Source organism: Breznakiella homolactica, assembly GCF_016616095.2.
Classification (GTDB): domain Bacteria; phylum Spirochaetota; class Spirochaetia; order Treponematales; family Breznakiellaceae; genus Breznakiella; species Breznakiella homolactica.
This window is the reverse complement of the sequence record NZ_CP067089.2, coordinates 1,142,376-1,156,680: the sequence shown is the minus strand read 5'-3', so window position 1 is coordinate 1,156,680 and position 14,305 is coordinate 1,142,376. Positions and strand designations below refer to the sequence as shown.

The following is a 14,305-nucleotide window of genomic DNA, read 5'->3' as shown; positions in this document are numbered from 1 at the left end:
CTCAGAGGCGCTGTTTTACCGCCCTGGTGGCGATGAAGGTTTTGATATACGGATCCAGCATGCCGCCGCCGGCGGTATCCTCGTAAAATCCGGCAATGGAAAACCCCGCCCGCAGCTGGCCGCCGATCTGATCATCCAGGGAATGGCCGAACTCCATGGGTTCCTTCCGGGCAATCCGTTCCTTCAGTTCCGCTTCGGGCAGATCATCAAGGTCCGAATAGGGTATACCGTACCGGACCCGCAGTTCCTTGGATTTTTCCCAGGCTGTATAGTCGAAAATATAGATCACGGGATTGCAGAACCCCGAAAGAAGCGCTCCTCCGGGCCTGAGGACCCGGCTGCATTCATCCCATACGGGCTGTATGGGTGCCACGAATACGTTGGATACAGGGTGGACGATGAGGTCAAAGGATCCATCGGGAAATGCCGATAAATCCCGCATATCTCCCCGGACGCAGTTCAGCTTGAGGCTTTCCCGTTCCGCCGCCAGCCGGTCCTGGTTAAGCTGGGCGCCGCAGTTGTCGAAGACCGTTACCGTGGCGCCCGCCGCCGCCAGTACCGGTCCCTGCTGTCCTCCTCCGGAAGCGAGGCAGAGTATATCCTTTCCGGCAATATCCCCTAACCAGCCGCCGGGAACCGGAATCGCCGGCGTCAGAAGGAGTGAGAAAATGCCCTTCCGGGCCGCGGCAATGGTTTCGCTGTCCGCCGGCACGGTCCATTTATTCCGTTTTTTTACTTCCTCTTCCCAGGCATCACAGTTGTACGAGGCAATATCCATGGTTCCCCTGTTCAGCTTCCGCGGACCATATCCGCGTACAGGTCGCTTCCCTTGTCGTCGGTTATCACAAACGCCAGAAGATCCCTGACTTCTATGAGCCGGACCGCTTCCATGCCGAGTTCCGGGTAATCGATTACCTCACTGGCGCTTACGTTTTCCTCCGCCAGGATGGCGGCGGCGCCGCCTATGGTGCCCAGGTAGAAGCCGCCGTACCGCCGGCAGGCTTCTGTCCAGTCTTTGGTCCGGTTTCCCTTGGCCAGGGTTATGAGGGACGCTCCCCGGGACATGAATTCTTCTGCGTAAATATCCATGCGCTGGGCCGTGGTCGGCCCCAGGCTCCCGATGGGTCTGTCCGGGGGTGTCTCCGCCGGACCGGCGTAGTAAATGGGATGGCGCATCAGGTAACCGGGCAGTTCCTTCCCCTCCGCCAGCAGTTCGTGCCATTTGAGGTGGGCCGCGTCCCGGGCAACCAGGAGTTTCCCCGAGAGGAGGACCTTGTCACCGGGTTTGAACCGGGTAAGATCGGAAAGAATCTCCGGAATAGGCCTGTTAAGATCGACAGCGGGGATAGATTGGGTTCCGGTCCCGGTTTCAAGGGAAACCGGTTTGTCCCGGGGGGTGATCATTTCAAGAAACTTCCCGGGATTGGTTTCCATGGATTCAATTCTGAGACCCGATTCGTCGATCACCGCCAGTATGTTCCGGTGGGCGGAGCAGGAAACCCCTATGGACACCGGACACGCCCCGGCGTGCCGGGGCATGCGAAGAACCCGGGCGTCCAGGGCCAGCGCCCGTCCGCCGAACTGGGCTCCCAGCCCGCTTTCCCGGGCTATGGCTGAAACCCGGTCCTCCCAGTACCGGTCCCGCCTGAGCCATCCCATGGAACGGGACAGGGCTTCGTCCTCTCCCTCGGCAAAATAAGGCGCGCTGTCGAGGATTTCCGTGGTCGCCAGTTTGAGAACCTCCAGGTTTAGTTCCGGGCTGAGGCCTCCCACCACCACCGCCAGACGGTAGGGCGGGCACGCGGCGGTTCCCAGGAGCCGGATTTTTTCATTGAGGAACGCTTCGAACCGGTCCTTTTCCAGAAGCGCCTTGGTCATGGGAAAATAGGAAGTCTTGTTTGATGAACCCGCGCCTTTGGCGACAAAAAGGAACCGGTACGCCGGAGCGTCTCCGGTATTCCCCGCGGCGGCAATATGAATCTGCGCCGGAAGATTGTCCCGGGTATTGAATTCGCCGAAAAATGAAGTGGAAGCCACCTGGGATGCCCGGAGGTAGTTTTGTTTATACCCCTCGGCAATACCCGCCGAAAGCAGGGCGCCGTCGTCGGCGCCGGTAACGGCCCCTTCATCCTTCCATCCGTACACGATGGCGGTTCCCGTATCCTGGCACAGGGCGAACTCACCCCGGGCGGATACCACGGCGTTTTGAAGCAGCGTCCGTATGACCAGCCGGTCGTTTTCCGAAGCCTCCGGGGAGGCCCCGGCTTCGGCCATAAGCCTGAGATGGCTTTCCCTGAAATAGAATGAAAAATCCCTGATCGCCTCCCGGGCTGCTGCCTGCAGCAGCGCCGGCGGGATAAGGAGCCTGCCGCCTTCCAGCCGGGGCATTTCACCGCCGGTATCCACGGACCTGAACCGGGTTCCGGAAAACGCGGCGCTGACAATTCGGTGAAAATCCATTGGATCCTCCTCGGGTAAATCCTATCCCAGCTTTGGCTGTCGCACAAGTCCCGCTTTTGTCGTATACTGATGGCAGCTGTGTAAAACGAAACCGGGGAAGGCATGAAAGAAATCGGAGCATTTGACGTTATCGGGCCTGTTATGATCGGCCCGTCCAGTTCCCATACCGCCGGGGCGCTGCGGATTGCCCTGCTCGCGCGGAAGATGTTCAGGCCCGAAATCGCCGCGGTCAGGTTTGTCCTGTACGGATCTTTCGCGGAAACCTACCAGGGCCACGGAACCGACCGGGCTCTCATTGCGGGAATTCTTGGCTTTGAATCCGATGACCCCCGGATACCCGACTCCTTTGCCCTGGCGGAAAAAGCGGGCATCACCGCGGAGTTTTCCCTGGACCGGGAAACCAAGGATATTCACCCGAACACGGTGGACATCTGCCTTTCCGGGAAAAACGGCGAATCCATGAAGGTCCGGGGAATTTCCGTGGGCGGCGGCCGGGCGGAAATCCGGGGAATCGACGGGGTGGATATTAAACTCGCCGGAGAATACAGTACGATCTTTATCAAGCACCGGGACGCCCCCGGGGTGGTTGCTTATATCGCGGGAAAACTCAGTGAGAATAATATCAATATCGCGTTTATGCGCCTCTACCGCGAAAACAAGGGAGAACAGGCGTATACGATCATAGAAGCGGATGAGGAAATTTCAAGCCCCGTTGTTTCGGCCATTGAAGAACATCCCGCGGTCTACAGCGCAATACTGATCCAGTGAGGAGAACCATGGATTTCCGTTCCGGAGAGGAATTATTAAAGCTCTGCGAAGAAGAGCGGTGTACTATCGGCGAGGTCATGCTGCGCAGGGAAACGCGGATCAGCGGTACGGGCCGGGATGTCCTATTGTCCGCTATGGAGCGGTCGTATTCGGTAATGAAGGATGCCGTTAAAAAGGCCCTGGATTCTCCGGCTCCGTCCATGGGCGGGCTCATCGGCGGGGAGGCGGCAAAGATGCGGGCCCGGCGTGAAAGCGGCCGCCCGGTCTGCGGAACTCTCATGTCCAAGGCCGCGGGGTACGCCATGGGCGTTACCGAGGTGAACGCTTCCATGGGCCTCATTGTAGCCGCCCCTACGGCGGGATCTTCCGGTGTGATCCCCGGGGCTTTTATGGCGGTCCAGGAGGAATTCAGCCTTTCCGACAGCGCCATGGTGATGGCCCTGTTCAACGCCGCCGCGGTGGGGTACCTCATCATGCGGAACGCCACGGTATCAGGCGCCCAGGGAGGCTGCCAGGCGGAAGTCGGTTCCGCTTCGGCCATGGCCGCGTCCGCCCTGGCGGAGCTTATGGGCGCGGAACCCGCCGCCTGCCTCAGCGCCGCCTCCTCGGCCCTGGCGAACCTTCTGGGGCTTATCTGTGATCCCATCGCGGGGCTTGTGGAAGCGCCCTGTCAGAAACGGAACGCCCTGGGCGCTTCCAACGCAATGATCTGCGCGGAAATGGCCCTGAGCGGCATTACGGAAATCGTTCCCTTTGATGAAATGGTCGATACCATGAACCAGGTCGGCCAGCGGATTCCCGTTGAACTGCGGGAAACGGCCCTGGGCGGTATTGCGGCCAGCCCTACGGGATGCCGCCTCTGCGCCACTCTTAAAAAAAGTTCCTGATACCATTTTTTCCGGTTAATATTTTTTATTCCCTTGACAGTATTGCTGTCATAGTGTATTAATTAATTAATACACTATGACAAGGACGGAGAATGGCCGATTTTGATCCGAATATTCCGATCTACCTGCAGATAATGAATATCCTTAAGCAGGACATAGTCTCCGGTACCCTCAGCCAGGGCGACCGGCTCGTTTCGGTCCGGGACTACGCGGAAAAGCTTTCGGTTAATCCCAACACGGTACAGCGGGCGTACCAGGAACTCGAACGGGAGGGGATAACCGAAACACGGCGGGGCATGGGCTCATACATTTCAGATAACCCTGATCTCATCCGGGCGTTGAAATCCGAAATGGCCCGGGATATTACCAATACATTTCTGGACGGTATGAGGCATCTCGGATTTTCCCATGAAGAAATACTAACGGAGCTGCGGAAGACCATAAAAGGAGGCAGGCGGTAATGGTTCCTGTACTGGAAGTTGAAGACTTAACGAAAAACTATATCACAAAAAAGGCGCTCAATGGAGTCAGCTTTACCCTGGAGAAGGGAAGGATCCTCGGCCTTGCGGGTCCCAACGGATCCGGCAAAACGACATTGCTCAAGATACTGGCGGGACTGCAGAAAGCCTCCGGCGGTACCTTCCGGGTTCAGGGATCGTCAAAACTAATTGAGACAAAGGAACGGGTTTCCTTCCTTCCCGACCGGAACATCCTGTATCCCTGGATGAAGGCGTCCGACGCCATAGATTTTTACGGTGATTTTTTCGCCGATTTCGACCGGAGCAAAGCCGCGGACATGCTCGGCTTTATGCGGCTCGATGCGGGAGAACGTGTAAAAAACATGTCCAAGGGTATGGTGGAAAAACTCAATCTGGTACTGGCTTTTTCCCGGAAGGCTTCGCTCTATCTCCTGGATGAACCCCTGGGCGGGATTGATCCGGTAGCCCGGGAGCAGATTGTTTCCGCGATCATAAAGACCTGGAGTGAGGATTCCGCGATTATTATCAGTACCCATCTTCTGAGCGATGTGGAACAGCTCTTTAATGAAGTGGCGCTTATCGATGCCGGAGAGATTATCCTTACCGGTGACGCGGAGGCCCTCCGGATCGAACGAGGCAGGTCGATTATCCAGCTTTATATAGATATTTTCGGGAACCGTTAGGAGGCTCCGGTGAAAAACATAATTAAATACCAGCTTAAAAGCCGCAGGCAGGCCATGCTCCTTACCATAGGAATAATCACGGTACTTCACGCAGTGGTATGGATCCTGGAGGGCATCGAGATACTTAAAGGCGGCCACGAACTCACCTCGTCTTTGGTATTCTGGATTGCCCTGTGTTCCGGGATAATGTTCATCATCATGGTAATACAGTTTATCTTCTGTTCCTCCGGCCATGTGAGTGATCTGCTCTACAAGGATACCAGTTATCTTATGCTTACCATTCCGCGGCGGGGCTGGCAGGTGCTCGGCGGCAGGTTTGTGGCGGGCCTCCTGGAATACCTTATATACGCTGCTTCGATAATAGTCCTGTCGGCAATTCACGGCATAATCGGCCTGATTCTCGTTTCCGCGACCCCGGCTCTGTTCTGGAAATTCCTGGGATATATGGTTAGGGAACTGTTCATTCTGAATTTCGATACGGTTCTCTGGGTCGCTTTTATCCTGGTTTTTATGTTTATCGTAACGGGAATCATAATAAACTTTGTTTCCGTGCTTTCGCGGTCCATTGTACGGCGGAAAAGCGCTTCCGTAGCGATCGCTACGGTGGGTTTCTTTTTTATTATTCACTGGACCTTCCGCCTGGGGGTTTTTATAAGCCGTCATCTGGGATGGTACGGCCGGCTGTTTTTTAAAATGGGGGAACATTTTAATCCGCCCATTGATCCCTCGGAACGGATTATAAATTTTCCGATCGTAAAGGAATTCTTCATTCCCGTGGCGCCTTTTATTCTCTACCTGATTATCGCGGCACTGCTCTTCTGGGCATCCTCCTGGCTGTTCGAAAAGAAGGTTGAAGTATGACGGTTCTTAGGTTATTTTTAAAAGTGGTTGCTGCGGCTGCGGTTCTTTGCTGTACATCCGTGCTGGTGTTTATCTGCGCGGTCCTGGGGGCGGTATGGCTGGTTCTGCTTAAAATCGGACGGGGCCCCGGGCTGCGGGGCCGCCCACAATACCTTTAAAAAAGGAATATGTATGAAACGATGTATACTGTGTGTCTGCGCCATGCTGCTGATTGCCGGAAATGTTTTTTCGGAAAGCGTATATACCTGGGATCTTAAAAAGGATCTTATCATCGGCGGTATTTCCCTGGGGCTCTTTGTGCCAACCTTTTTCCTTGATTCGGGAGCCGGGGATACGATCAGCAAGGACGATATAAACGGCCTGGACCGGCAGCTTATGTATTCCTACAAAGGAACCATGGACACGGTGAGCTCCGCCCTGGCTTACGGGCTTCTGGTGCTGCCGGGTATTTCCCTGCTGGGCAACATTACCGATCTCGACGCGGTTCTCACCTACGGAATAATGTATACCGAAGCCTTCCTGCTGACCTATGCCACCAAGGACCTCCTTAAATTCGCCGTAAAGCGGAACCGGCCGTATACGTATTTCGGGGACATACCTTCCGGGGAGGAAGACGATTACTACAACAGTTTTCCTTCGGGGCATACCTCCTTTGCCTTCCTGGGGGCTACGTTCCTCACCACCACCTTTGTGACGGAATACCCCGAATCGAAATGGAAGATCCCCGTAATTGCCGGCAGCTACGCCATGGCAACCGGCATTGCCGCCATGCGGATTTTCTCGGGAAACCACTTTATTACCGATGTCCTTGCCGGAGCTGCCATAGGCTCGTTCTACGGCTGGTTCATTCCATGGATCCACCGGAAGCCGAAGTCCATCGGAAATACCCAGGTGGCTTTTAATCCTCTGCCCATGGGTATGATGGTAACCCTTTCTTTTTAACCCCGGCATCCCGCGGCCCGGAAAGTCATCCATACCGGCGATGGTTCCCCGGGAACCAGAAGTGGGTGTAGTGTCGTACAGAAATGGGAATGAGCGACTTTCGAGGCCGAAGGCCGACACGGAGCCATTCCCATTTTGGTACGACAGGCCCCGCAATACCGTTAAACACGGGTGCTTTCCGGCTTGTCAGAGCCGGTGCTCCCCCGCTTATTGATATTGCGTCTTGGATATAGTATTTTGAATTATTATGGACTCTCATAGTATAAGTTTAATCGTGTCCCTCGGATTTCTGCTGATCTGTTCAGCGTTCTTTTCGGCCAGTGAAACTGCCTTTTCTTCATTAAATAAAATAAAACTGAAAAACCTCGGTATCCAGGGAAACAAGCGGGCCATGGCTGCCCTGGAGCTGGCGGACAACTACGACAAGCTTCTTTCCAGTGTTCTGATCGGAAACAATATCGTAAATATCGCGTCCTCCGCCCTGGCAACGGTACTGTTTGTGGGTTTCTTCGGAAACATGGGCGTTACCATCGCGACGGTGACCATGACGGTCCTGGTACTCATCTTCGGGGAGATTTCTCCAAAAACCCTTGCCAAGGAAGCGCCGGAGAGTTTTGCCATGTTCTCGACTCCGGTTCTGCGGGTTTTTATTATAATACTCACCCCGGTAAACAAAGCGCTGGCCGTCTGGAAATCCATGATCCTGAAAATATTCCGCCTCAATACCGACCGGTCCGTGACCGAAGAAGAACTTATTACCTTTGTTGAGGAAGTCCGCCAGGAGGGGGGGATAAACGCCCAGGAAGAGGACATGATCAAGCAGGCCATCGAATTCGACGATCTCACCGCCGGGGATATTTTTACTCCCCGGGTCGATGTAAAAGCCATTGCCCTGGATGATTCCCTGGAGGCCATTGAGAAAATGTTCTATGAAACCGGCTATTCGCGGCTTCCGGTTTACAATGATTCAATTGATCATATCTGCGGGGTAATCCTTCAGAAGGATTTCCATTACCAGGTATTAAAGCAGCATAAGTCCCTGGAAGAAATAATCAAACCCATGGTTTTTATCCCTAAGAACATGAAGGTTCCCAAACTCCTCAAGGCTATGCAGGAACAGAAATCCCATATAGCCGCCATTGTGGATGAATACGGCGGTACCGTGGGCATTGTTACCATTGAGGATATTGTAGAGGAACTTGTGGGGGATATCTGGGATGAACACGACCATGTCCAGGAAGAAATTATCCCCCTCAGTAACGATACCTATAAAGTCCACGGCAACACCGATCTGGAGGACCTGTTCGAACTTTTCTCTCTGGATATAAACGAAGAAAAAACGAATGCCACCACCGTGGGCAGCTGGGTTATGGAACAGCTGGGGGATATTCCCAGGGAAGGGGAGTCCTTTGTGTACAAAAACATTTCCGTAGCGGTTTCAAAAACCATCCGCCACCGGGTGATGGAAGTTACCGTTTCGGCCCTCCCTGAAACGGAGACCGCCGCTCCGGAAGACGGTACCCACGAATCGTAAGGGAAAGGACATGCGACGGCTCTTTTGCAGGGCGGTTATACTTTCCCTTCGCTGATAAGCACTGCGAGCATTCTCCGCTTCGCCTCCAGGGAAGAGCCGCAGAGCGTTTCGAGGCGTTCCCGGTAGAGGCTCCGGAGGCCGCCGGTGCCCTGGGGGCATGTGCAGGCCGCCGCAGACCATTCCCGCACCGCGGCGAACCGCCGGATGCTTTCTTCCGGAACGTACACCAGCGGCCGTATGAGGGCAACCCCAAACCCATCGTACTTCCTGACCGCCTTCATGGCGCTCCCGTTTCCCCTGCCGGCCATATTCATGAGGAATGTGGTGAGTATGTCGTCAAGGTGGTGCCCGAAGGCGATTTTGTTCATGGAGTTTCTTACCGCGAAATCCATCACTGCTTTTCTCCGCAGGGAAGCGCACCGGAAGCAGCCGTTTTTTTCCGGCCTGGATTCCGCCGGCGCCGGAGCATCGGTGAATTCCAGAGGAATTCCCCAGGATTCATAGAGCTTCTTCAGCCGGGCCTCCCGGCCGGGATCTGGGGCGCCTTCAATTTCCCGGTTCCGCACCTTCAGGGCAAAGAGGGAAATATCCCGGCCGCGGCGGCCCGCGTACCGGGAAAAGAGGAAGCTTAACGCCAGGGAATCCTTGCCGCCGGAAGCGCCGATGAGAATTCTGTCTCCCGCTTCAGCCATGGAAAAATCATGCAGCGCCTTGGTAAATGACCGTTCAATATTCATCGTCCAGGCTGAATAATACCCAAGCAGCCCGGGGGATTCAATTCCCCCGCGGGCGGTTCTGTACGGCCCGGTGACAGAGCCGATGGGACCATCTATACTGAGGATATGGTAAAAACCAACGCAATGCGGCTCCTGGACAGCGCGGGAATTTCCTATACCGCCGCCGAATATGAGGTTGATGAAGAAGATCTTTCGGGAATCCACGCCGCGGAATCCTCGGGGATCCCCGCCGAACGGATGTTCAAGACTCTGGTCCTGCGGGGCGCTTCCCGGGAATACTCGGTTTTCTGCATCCCCGTGGCGGAGGAGCTGGATCTTAAGAAAGCCGCCCGCGCCGCGGGGGAAAAGAAAATTGATCTTATTCCGATGAAGGACCTGCTGTCCGTAACGGGCTACGTCCGCGGCGGCTGTTCACCCATCGCCATGAAAAAACAGTTTCCTACCTTCATTGACGAAACAGCGGAACTGTTTGATACCCTTGCGGTGAGCGGCGGCATGCGGGGGATTCAGATACTGCTCAGTCCCCGGGACCTGATCGCCTTTACGGCGGCGGTGACCGGGGATTTCACCGTCCTGCGTGGAACCTGAGATCAGGCGTTTTCCGCCATCAGATCCCTGAGAATGGGCATGTCGGCTTCATAGCGTTTTTTGAATTCCGCAATCTCCTGGACCGTGTGTTTTTCCGGATCCAGGACCATGGCCTCCGCCGGGAAGGGCCGTTTGTTTTCAATCTTGACATCGATCACCACGGGGACCTTGCTTTGCCGGGCCTGGTCAAAAACCTCCCTGAGCTGGTCCCGTTTGGTAACGGTAAAGCCCTTCGCGCCCATGGCCTCCCCGGCCTTGGCGAAATCCGCTCCCTGGAGGTCCACCCCGAATTTCGGCTGGCCCGTATCTTCCTGCTCCGCGTCGATAAAGCCCAGGGAGTTGTTGGATAACACAATGTTGATAATCGGAAGTCCGTACTTAACCTGGGTTATGATTTCCTGCATCACCATGGCAAAGGCACCGTCTCCATTCAGGGTGAAAATCTGCCTGCCGGGAAAGCTGAGCTGGGCAGCAATCCCGCCGGGCAGGCCATAACCCATGGTGGCGAACCATCCGGAGGTGGTGAACCTGTGGCCTTTTCCGTTCATGGCAAGATGCCGTACGGCGTGGACGGTGACATTGCCCACGTCGGTTACGAAGACCGCGTCCTCCGCGGCGATCCGGTTGATTTCCTTAAAGACCGGCTCGGCCCGGAGGGGTTCGTCATTCCGGTCGTCAAAGGAATGGATATAGTTCTGCCAGTTTTTTTTGTTCTCCCTGCAGGCCGTTAAAAAAGCCGAAGGAGCGCGCTTCTTCCCGCGTTCGGCCATGAGCCTCAGTGTTTGTCCGGCGTCACCCAGGATGGACACATCCGCCCTGTGCCGCCGGCCGAGTTTGGAAGAGTCAATATCGGCCTGGATAAATACTGCGTCCCTGGGGAAAAAGTATTTGGCAAAGGGGAAATCGCTTCCGATAAAAAAGATCAGGTCCGAAGCTGCCAGCGCTTCATTGGCGGGTTTTGTCGAAAGCCTGCCGGCGCTTCCCAGAAAATTTTCAGCGCTCTCCGGGACAATGCCCTTGGAAAGCACCGACATGACTAGGGGCATGGAAAAGTGTTCCGAACAGGCGAGGAGTTCCTTCGCCGCGTTCCGGCATCCCTGGCCGGCGTACAGTACGGGGCGTTCCGCCTTTTCAATGAGTTTCAGGGCGGCGTCAATATCCTTTACATCCGGCGACGGAACGCCGCTGCGGTGGCTGCCGGCGCTCGATACGGGGATGTCGGGAATATCCTTGAAGCCGTAATCCACCGGAATTGTCACCACCGAAACTCCGCTGTATTCGTAGGCCCGCCGTATGGCTTCATCGACCACATGGGGAAGGCTTTCGGGGGTCATGACCGTACGGTTGTAGACACCCACGTCGGCGAACATGGGATTTTCGTTCAGCTCTTGGAAGGAATCGTAATTCATGGCGGTAGACGCAACCTGTCCGACAAGCGCGAGCACCGGTACGTGGTCCATGGCAGCGTCGTAGAGGCCGTTAAAAAGATGGGTCGCCCCGGGCCCGGCTGAGCCGAAGCAGACCCCGATTTTCCCGGTCAGCTTGGCGTCCGCCGCCGCGGCTATGGCGCCCGCTTCTTCGTGCCGGACCTGGATATACCGGATATTTTTCTGTTCCTCATAGAGGGCATCCATGGTTGAATTAAAGGAACCGCCGGGAATGCCGTAGAGATGATCCACTCCCCAGCTTTCGAGTACCTTCAGCATGGCAATGCCCGATTTGATTGAATTCGCCATTTTTAACTCCTGGTTTTTTACATATATTTTTAATAATTATCTGCTGCGTTATTTTGCCTGTTCCGCTCCGTCGTTTTCCTTTTCTTCCACCTGGGGATTATACCGGTAAACCGTAAGGACATTGCTGTACCATTCGGCGCAGAACACCTCGGACAAATCCTGGATACCCTGTTTTCCGAGTTCCGCCATCAGCCAGTCCTCGTCCCGGAAGGCTTTATCCAGGTTGAATCTATTGATATTGCCGTCCTCAATCAGGGCAAGGGAAATAGGTGTCTCGCCTTTTTTCTGGATCGTCAGCTGGCCGTTCGGCTCTATCCATACGAGCTCAAGCTCGGCTAAGTTGTGGACGCTGTTCTGCCGCAGCTTCAGGAGGAAGTCCGGGACCGAAAGGTTTACGAGCCTGAAGTTATCGGTCAGAATCTTTTCATGATCCACCAGGAGAACGGGTTTTCCGTCGATTATTCCCTTTGCGTCAAGATTCCGTGTTTTAATAATCCTGGTCAGAATCATAAGCAGGGACCACATGGAAATAACCGCAATAAACTGGAGTACACTGACCCCGGGATTGTAGATAATACCCCCGATTATGGCGCCGAGAACGTAATTACCGATCTGGTCCGTGGCGGACATGGGCGCAAGCTGTGTCCTGCCGGAGATATTCAGATACAGTAGAAGGCAGATAAAACCAATAGTCAGTTTTACGGCTACACTTAGGTAAAACACCGCGTTTCCTCCCTTTTGTTATTTTGTAATCACGGTAATGGGGTCAATATACTTCATGGAAATATATTCAATAAGAAAATTTTTACCGTCGTTGTTCAGGACCAGCCGGTAGTACTCACCGTCTATCATATATATGGTCTCGGCGGAATAGTTTACGGTACTTGAAAAAATGGTATCCGCCGGAACCGACAGTTTTTTTGCTATTTCCTCAATATACCGGATGTTGGTACGGTGATCCCCTTCCAGGGTAAACAGGGAAAGCATGTTGGTGATCTGGACGCTCACCAGCAGTACCGTAAGGATGGTAAAAATCAGGAGGTATTCGCGGTATTTCGGGTAAAGCCGTTTCAGTATCCAGAGGACCACCAGAATGACGAGTACAATTGATGAAATGATCAGCAGAACGATGTACACCACGTTCAGGGTAGACGCGTGGTCAAGCAGATACTGGTAACTGAAAAAATCCATACTCTTTCCTGTTTTTTAAATAATTGTTTATATCTTCAGTATATGACAAAACCGGTTCTCTTTCCCGCCGGCGGCGGAAAAAAGTCTTTTGTGGTTCAGCCGGGAATACGGAGGTATTCGCCTTCGTATTCCGAAAGGGGCATGGGTTTTGCGCAGTAGTATCCCTGGGCGTAATCACAGCCGATTTTAGCCAGAAACAGCAGCTGGTCTTCGGTTTCAACCCCTTCGCATACCACGGTGATACCCAAGTCTTTGGACATATTGACGATATTTTTGATTATGGTCCGGCTCCGCTCGGAGGTATCCGATTCACGGAGAAATTCCTTGTCGATTTTTAAAGTATCCACCGGCAGGCTTCTGAGACTGCTCAGGGATGAATACCCCGAACCGAAATCATCCAGGGCGATGGAGAATCCCATGTTTCTGAGGGCCGCCAGAAGCCGGAGAAATTCCGGGCCGCCGCCTTCCATGGCGCTTTCGGTTATTTCAAGCTGAACGTACTCCAGGGGTATGGGGTATTGTTCCATCACCGTCTGCAGCCGTTCCAGGTATCCGGGATAGGCCACGGTCGCTCTGGACTGGTTTACCGAAATAGGGTAGACCCGGCGGTTTTCCCGGAGCTGCCGCTGGAGGGTTTTAAAAATGGACGTGAGTACGAAAAAATCAATCTCAACGATAAAGCCGTTTTTTTCAAAGAGCGGAATGAACTGTTCCGGTATGATAAAGCCCAGGTCACCGGATACCCACCGGACCAGGGCTTCGCCGCTGCGGCAGTCATTGCCGGCAACGGCGTATTTGGGCTGGACATAGATCTTGAATTCCTCATTTGACAGGGCCCGGAACATGTTCTTTTCAATATTTTTTTTCTGTTCTTCCCACATTCTCAGTTTTTTATCGAAAAAAACCGCCTGGTGTCCCGGGGATATGTTTTTCGCGTATCCCAGGGCGGTAAAGGCTTCTTCGAAGACAGCCCTGCCGGGAATCTCAAATCTGCGGATCCGGGAAATCCCCAGGGCGAGGGTGAGGATTTTGAGGTACTCCGTTCCGATGTGTTCGCCGATGGCGCCGCAGAGAAACGCCGCGGGGTTTTCCTCAAATTCCTGGTTTTTTCCTGTAAGGAACAGGAATGTATCGCCGTTTACCCGTATTCCGCAGGAATAATTCGCGGCGATGATTTTTCCGATGGTTTCCAGAAGCTGGTCGCCCTTCCGGTAGCCGCAGAGGCTGTTAAATCTGCTGAACGATGAAATCGCCATGCATACCAGATAGTATTCTCCCCGGGGATCCGCGTGGTTCGTATATAAATGCGCCAGGGTTTCGCCGATATTTATCCCCCGGTAGAGACCTGTCAGGGGATCCTTGTTCTCTTCAATTCTTTTTTCCATTACTGAAATTATCGGAAATAACGGATGTATTGATAAGCGGCGGCGCGGCGGGAA

At 54.2% G+C, this 14,305-nt stretch carries 15 protein-coding genes; 8 read left to right on the top strand and 7 right to left on the bottom strand.

Annotated features, from left to right (window positions below):
• Position 1: 1 nt before the first annotated feature.
• Together JFL75_RS05405 and JFL75_RS05400 are read right to left on the bottom strand one after the other, a co-directional pair.
• Positions 2-778 (bottom strand): class I SAM-dependent methyltransferase, encoded by a 777-nt coding sequence (locus JFL75_RS05405; RefSeq protein ID WP_215625667.1) that lies wholly within the window; start codon positions 776-778, stop codon positions 2-4.
• 11 nt (positions 779-789) lie between these two features.
• On the bottom strand, positions 790-2,460 hold the full coding sequence (locus JFL75_RS05400; protein WP_215625666.1) for a FumA C-terminus/TtdB family hydratase beta subunit: 1,671 nt from the start codon (positions 2,458-2,460) through the stop codon (positions 790-792).
• 102 nt (positions 2,461-2,562) lie between these two features.
• On the opposite strand from JFL75_RS05400, the gene sdaAB reads away from it, so the two are divergent.
• From sdaAB to JFL75_RS05365, 7 genes are all read left to right on the top strand, one after another.
• Positions 2,563-3,228: an L-serine ammonia-lyase, iron-sulfur-dependent subunit beta gene (gene sdaAB / locus JFL75_RS05395; protein ID WP_215625665.1), complete on the top strand. Its 666-nt coding sequence runs from the start codon at positions 2,563-2,565 to the stop codon at positions 3,226-3,228.
• Positions 3,229-3,236: 8 nt separating this feature from the next.
• Complete coding sequence (sdaAA, locus tag JFL75_RS05390) at positions 3,237-4,115, top strand: L-serine ammonia-lyase, iron-sulfur-dependent, subunit alpha (protein ID WP_215625664.1); 879 nt, start codon at positions 3,237-3,239, stop codon at positions 4,113-4,115.
• Positions 4,116-4,207: 92 nt separating this feature from the next.
• Positions 4,208-4,576: a GntR family transcriptional regulator gene (locus JFL75_RS05385; RefSeq protein WP_215625663.1), complete on the top strand. Its 369-nt coding sequence runs from the start codon at positions 4,208-4,210 to the stop codon at positions 4,574-4,576.
• Positions 4,576-5,277 carry an ABC transporter ATP-binding protein gene (locus JFL75_RS05380; RefSeq protein ID WP_215625662.1) on the top strand — a complete coding sequence of 234 codons (702 nt, stop codon included), beginning with the start codon at positions 4,576-4,578 and terminating at the stop codon, positions 5,275-5,277. The genes JFL75_RS05385 and JFL75_RS05380 overlap by 1 nt, the downstream gene beginning before the upstream one ends.
• A gap of 9 nt (positions 5,278-5,286) precedes the next feature.
• A complete protein-coding gene (locus tag JFL75_RS05375; RefSeq protein WP_215625661.1) occupies positions 5,287-6,138 on the top strand; it encodes a hypothetical protein in 852 nt (283 codons plus the stop codon).
• 171 nt (positions 6,139-6,309) lie between these two features.
• The gene (locus JFL75_RS05370; RefSeq protein ID WP_215625660.1) at positions 6,310-7,080 is read left to right on the top strand and encodes a phosphatase PAP2 family protein; all 771 of its coding nucleotides are present in this window, start codon (positions 6,310-6,312) and stop codon (positions 7,078-7,080) included.
• A gap of 274 nt (positions 7,081-7,354) precedes the next feature.
• Entirely contained in the window at positions 7,355-8,614 is a 1,260-nt protein-coding gene (locus JFL75_RS05365; protein ID WP_223292772.1) for an HlyC/CorC family transporter, read from the top strand.
• Between the two features lie 35 nt (positions 8,615-8,649).
• On the opposite strand, the gene JFL75_RS05360 is transcribed toward JFL75_RS05365, so the two are convergent.
• Positions 8,650-9,351: a PP-loop family protein gene (locus JFL75_RS05360; RefSeq protein ID WP_215625658.1), complete on the bottom strand. Its 702-nt coding sequence runs from the start codon at positions 9,349-9,351 to the stop codon at positions 8,650-8,652.
• A 105-nt stretch (positions 9,352-9,456) separates the two neighbouring features.
• On the opposite strand from JFL75_RS05360, the gene ybaK reads away from it, so the two are divergent.
• Positions 9,457-9,939: a Cys-tRNA(Pro) deacylase gene (gene ybaK / locus JFL75_RS05355; protein WP_215625657.1), complete on the top strand. Its 483-nt coding sequence runs from the start codon at positions 9,457-9,459 to the stop codon at positions 9,937-9,939.
• 2 nt (positions 9,940-9,941) lie between these two features.
• Here ybaK and spxB read toward each other — a convergent pair whose 3' ends face one another.
• The 4 genes from spxB to JFL75_RS05335 form a co-directional block, all read right to left on the bottom strand.
• The gene (gene spxB / locus JFL75_RS05350) at positions 9,942-11,675 is read right to left on the bottom strand and encodes a pyruvate oxidase (protein ID WP_215625656.1); all 1,734 of its coding nucleotides are present in this window, start codon (positions 11,673-11,675) and stop codon (positions 9,942-9,944) included.
• Positions 11,676-11,723: 48 nt separating this feature from the next.
• Positions 11,724-12,398 carry a DUF421 domain-containing protein gene (locus JFL75_RS05345; RefSeq protein ID WP_215625655.1) on the bottom strand — a complete coding sequence of 225 codons (675 nt, stop codon included), beginning with the start codon at positions 12,396-12,398 and terminating at the stop codon, positions 11,724-11,726.
• 18 nt (positions 12,399-12,416) lie between these two features.
• Positions 12,417-12,866: a DUF3290 family protein gene (locus JFL75_RS05340; RefSeq protein WP_215625654.1), complete on the bottom strand. Its 450-nt coding sequence runs from the start codon at positions 12,864-12,866 to the stop codon at positions 12,417-12,419.
• 95 nt (positions 12,867-12,961) lie between these two features.
• Positions 12,962-14,251, bottom strand: coding sequence for an EAL domain-containing protein (locus tag JFL75_RS05335; RefSeq protein ID WP_215625653.1), 1,290 nt, complete (start codon positions 14,249-14,251; stop codon positions 12,962-12,964).
• Between the last annotated feature and the right edge of the window lie 54 nt (positions 14,252-14,305).

Excerpts from the sequence above, each read along its gene's own strand:
- JFL75_RS05405 (WP_215625667.1), bottom strand. The coding sequence starts at position 778 with ATGGATATTGCCTCGTACAACTGTGATGCCTGGGAAGAGGAAGTAAAA.
- JFL75_RS05400 (WP_215625666.1), bottom strand. The coding sequence starts at position 2,460 with ATGGATTTTCACCGAATTGTCAGCGCCGCGTTTTCCGGAACCCGGTTC.
- sdaAB (WP_215625665.1), top strand. The coding sequence starts at position 2,563 with ATGAAAGAAATCGGAGCATTTGACGTTATCGGGCCTGTTATGATCGGC.
- sdaAA (WP_215625664.1), top strand. The coding sequence starts at position 3,237 with ATGGATTTCCGTTCCGGAGAGGAATTATTAAAGCTCTGCGAAGAAGAG.
- JFL75_RS05385 (WP_215625663.1), top strand. The coding sequence starts at position 4,208 with ATGGCCGATTTTGATCCGAATATTCCGATCTACCTGCAGATAATGAAT.
- JFL75_RS05380 (WP_215625662.1), top strand. The coding sequence starts at position 4,576 with ATGGTTCCTGTACTGGAAGTTGAAGACTTAACGAAAAACTATATCACA.
- JFL75_RS05370 (WP_215625660.1), top strand. The coding sequence starts at position 6,310 with ATGAAACGATGTATACTGTGTGTCTGCGCCATGCTGCTGATTGCCGGA.
- JFL75_RS05360 (WP_215625658.1), bottom strand. The coding sequence starts at position 9,351 with ATGAATATTGAACGGTCATTTACCAAGGCGCTGCATGATTTTTCCATG.
- ybaK (WP_215625657.1), top strand. The coding sequence starts at position 9,457 with ATGGTAAAAACCAACGCAATGCGGCTCCTGGACAGCGCGGGAATTTCC.
- spxB (WP_215625656.1), bottom strand. The coding sequence starts at position 11,675 with ATGGCGAATTCAATCAAATCGGGCATTGCCATGCTGAAGGTACTCGAA.
- JFL75_RS05340 (WP_215625654.1), bottom strand. The coding sequence starts at position 12,866 with ATGGATTTTTTCAGTTACCAGTATCTGCTTGACCACGCGTCTACCCTG.
- JFL75_RS05335 (WP_215625653.1), bottom strand. The coding sequence starts at position 14,251 with ATGGAAAAAAGAATTGAAGAGAACAAGGATCCCCTGACAGGTCTCTAC.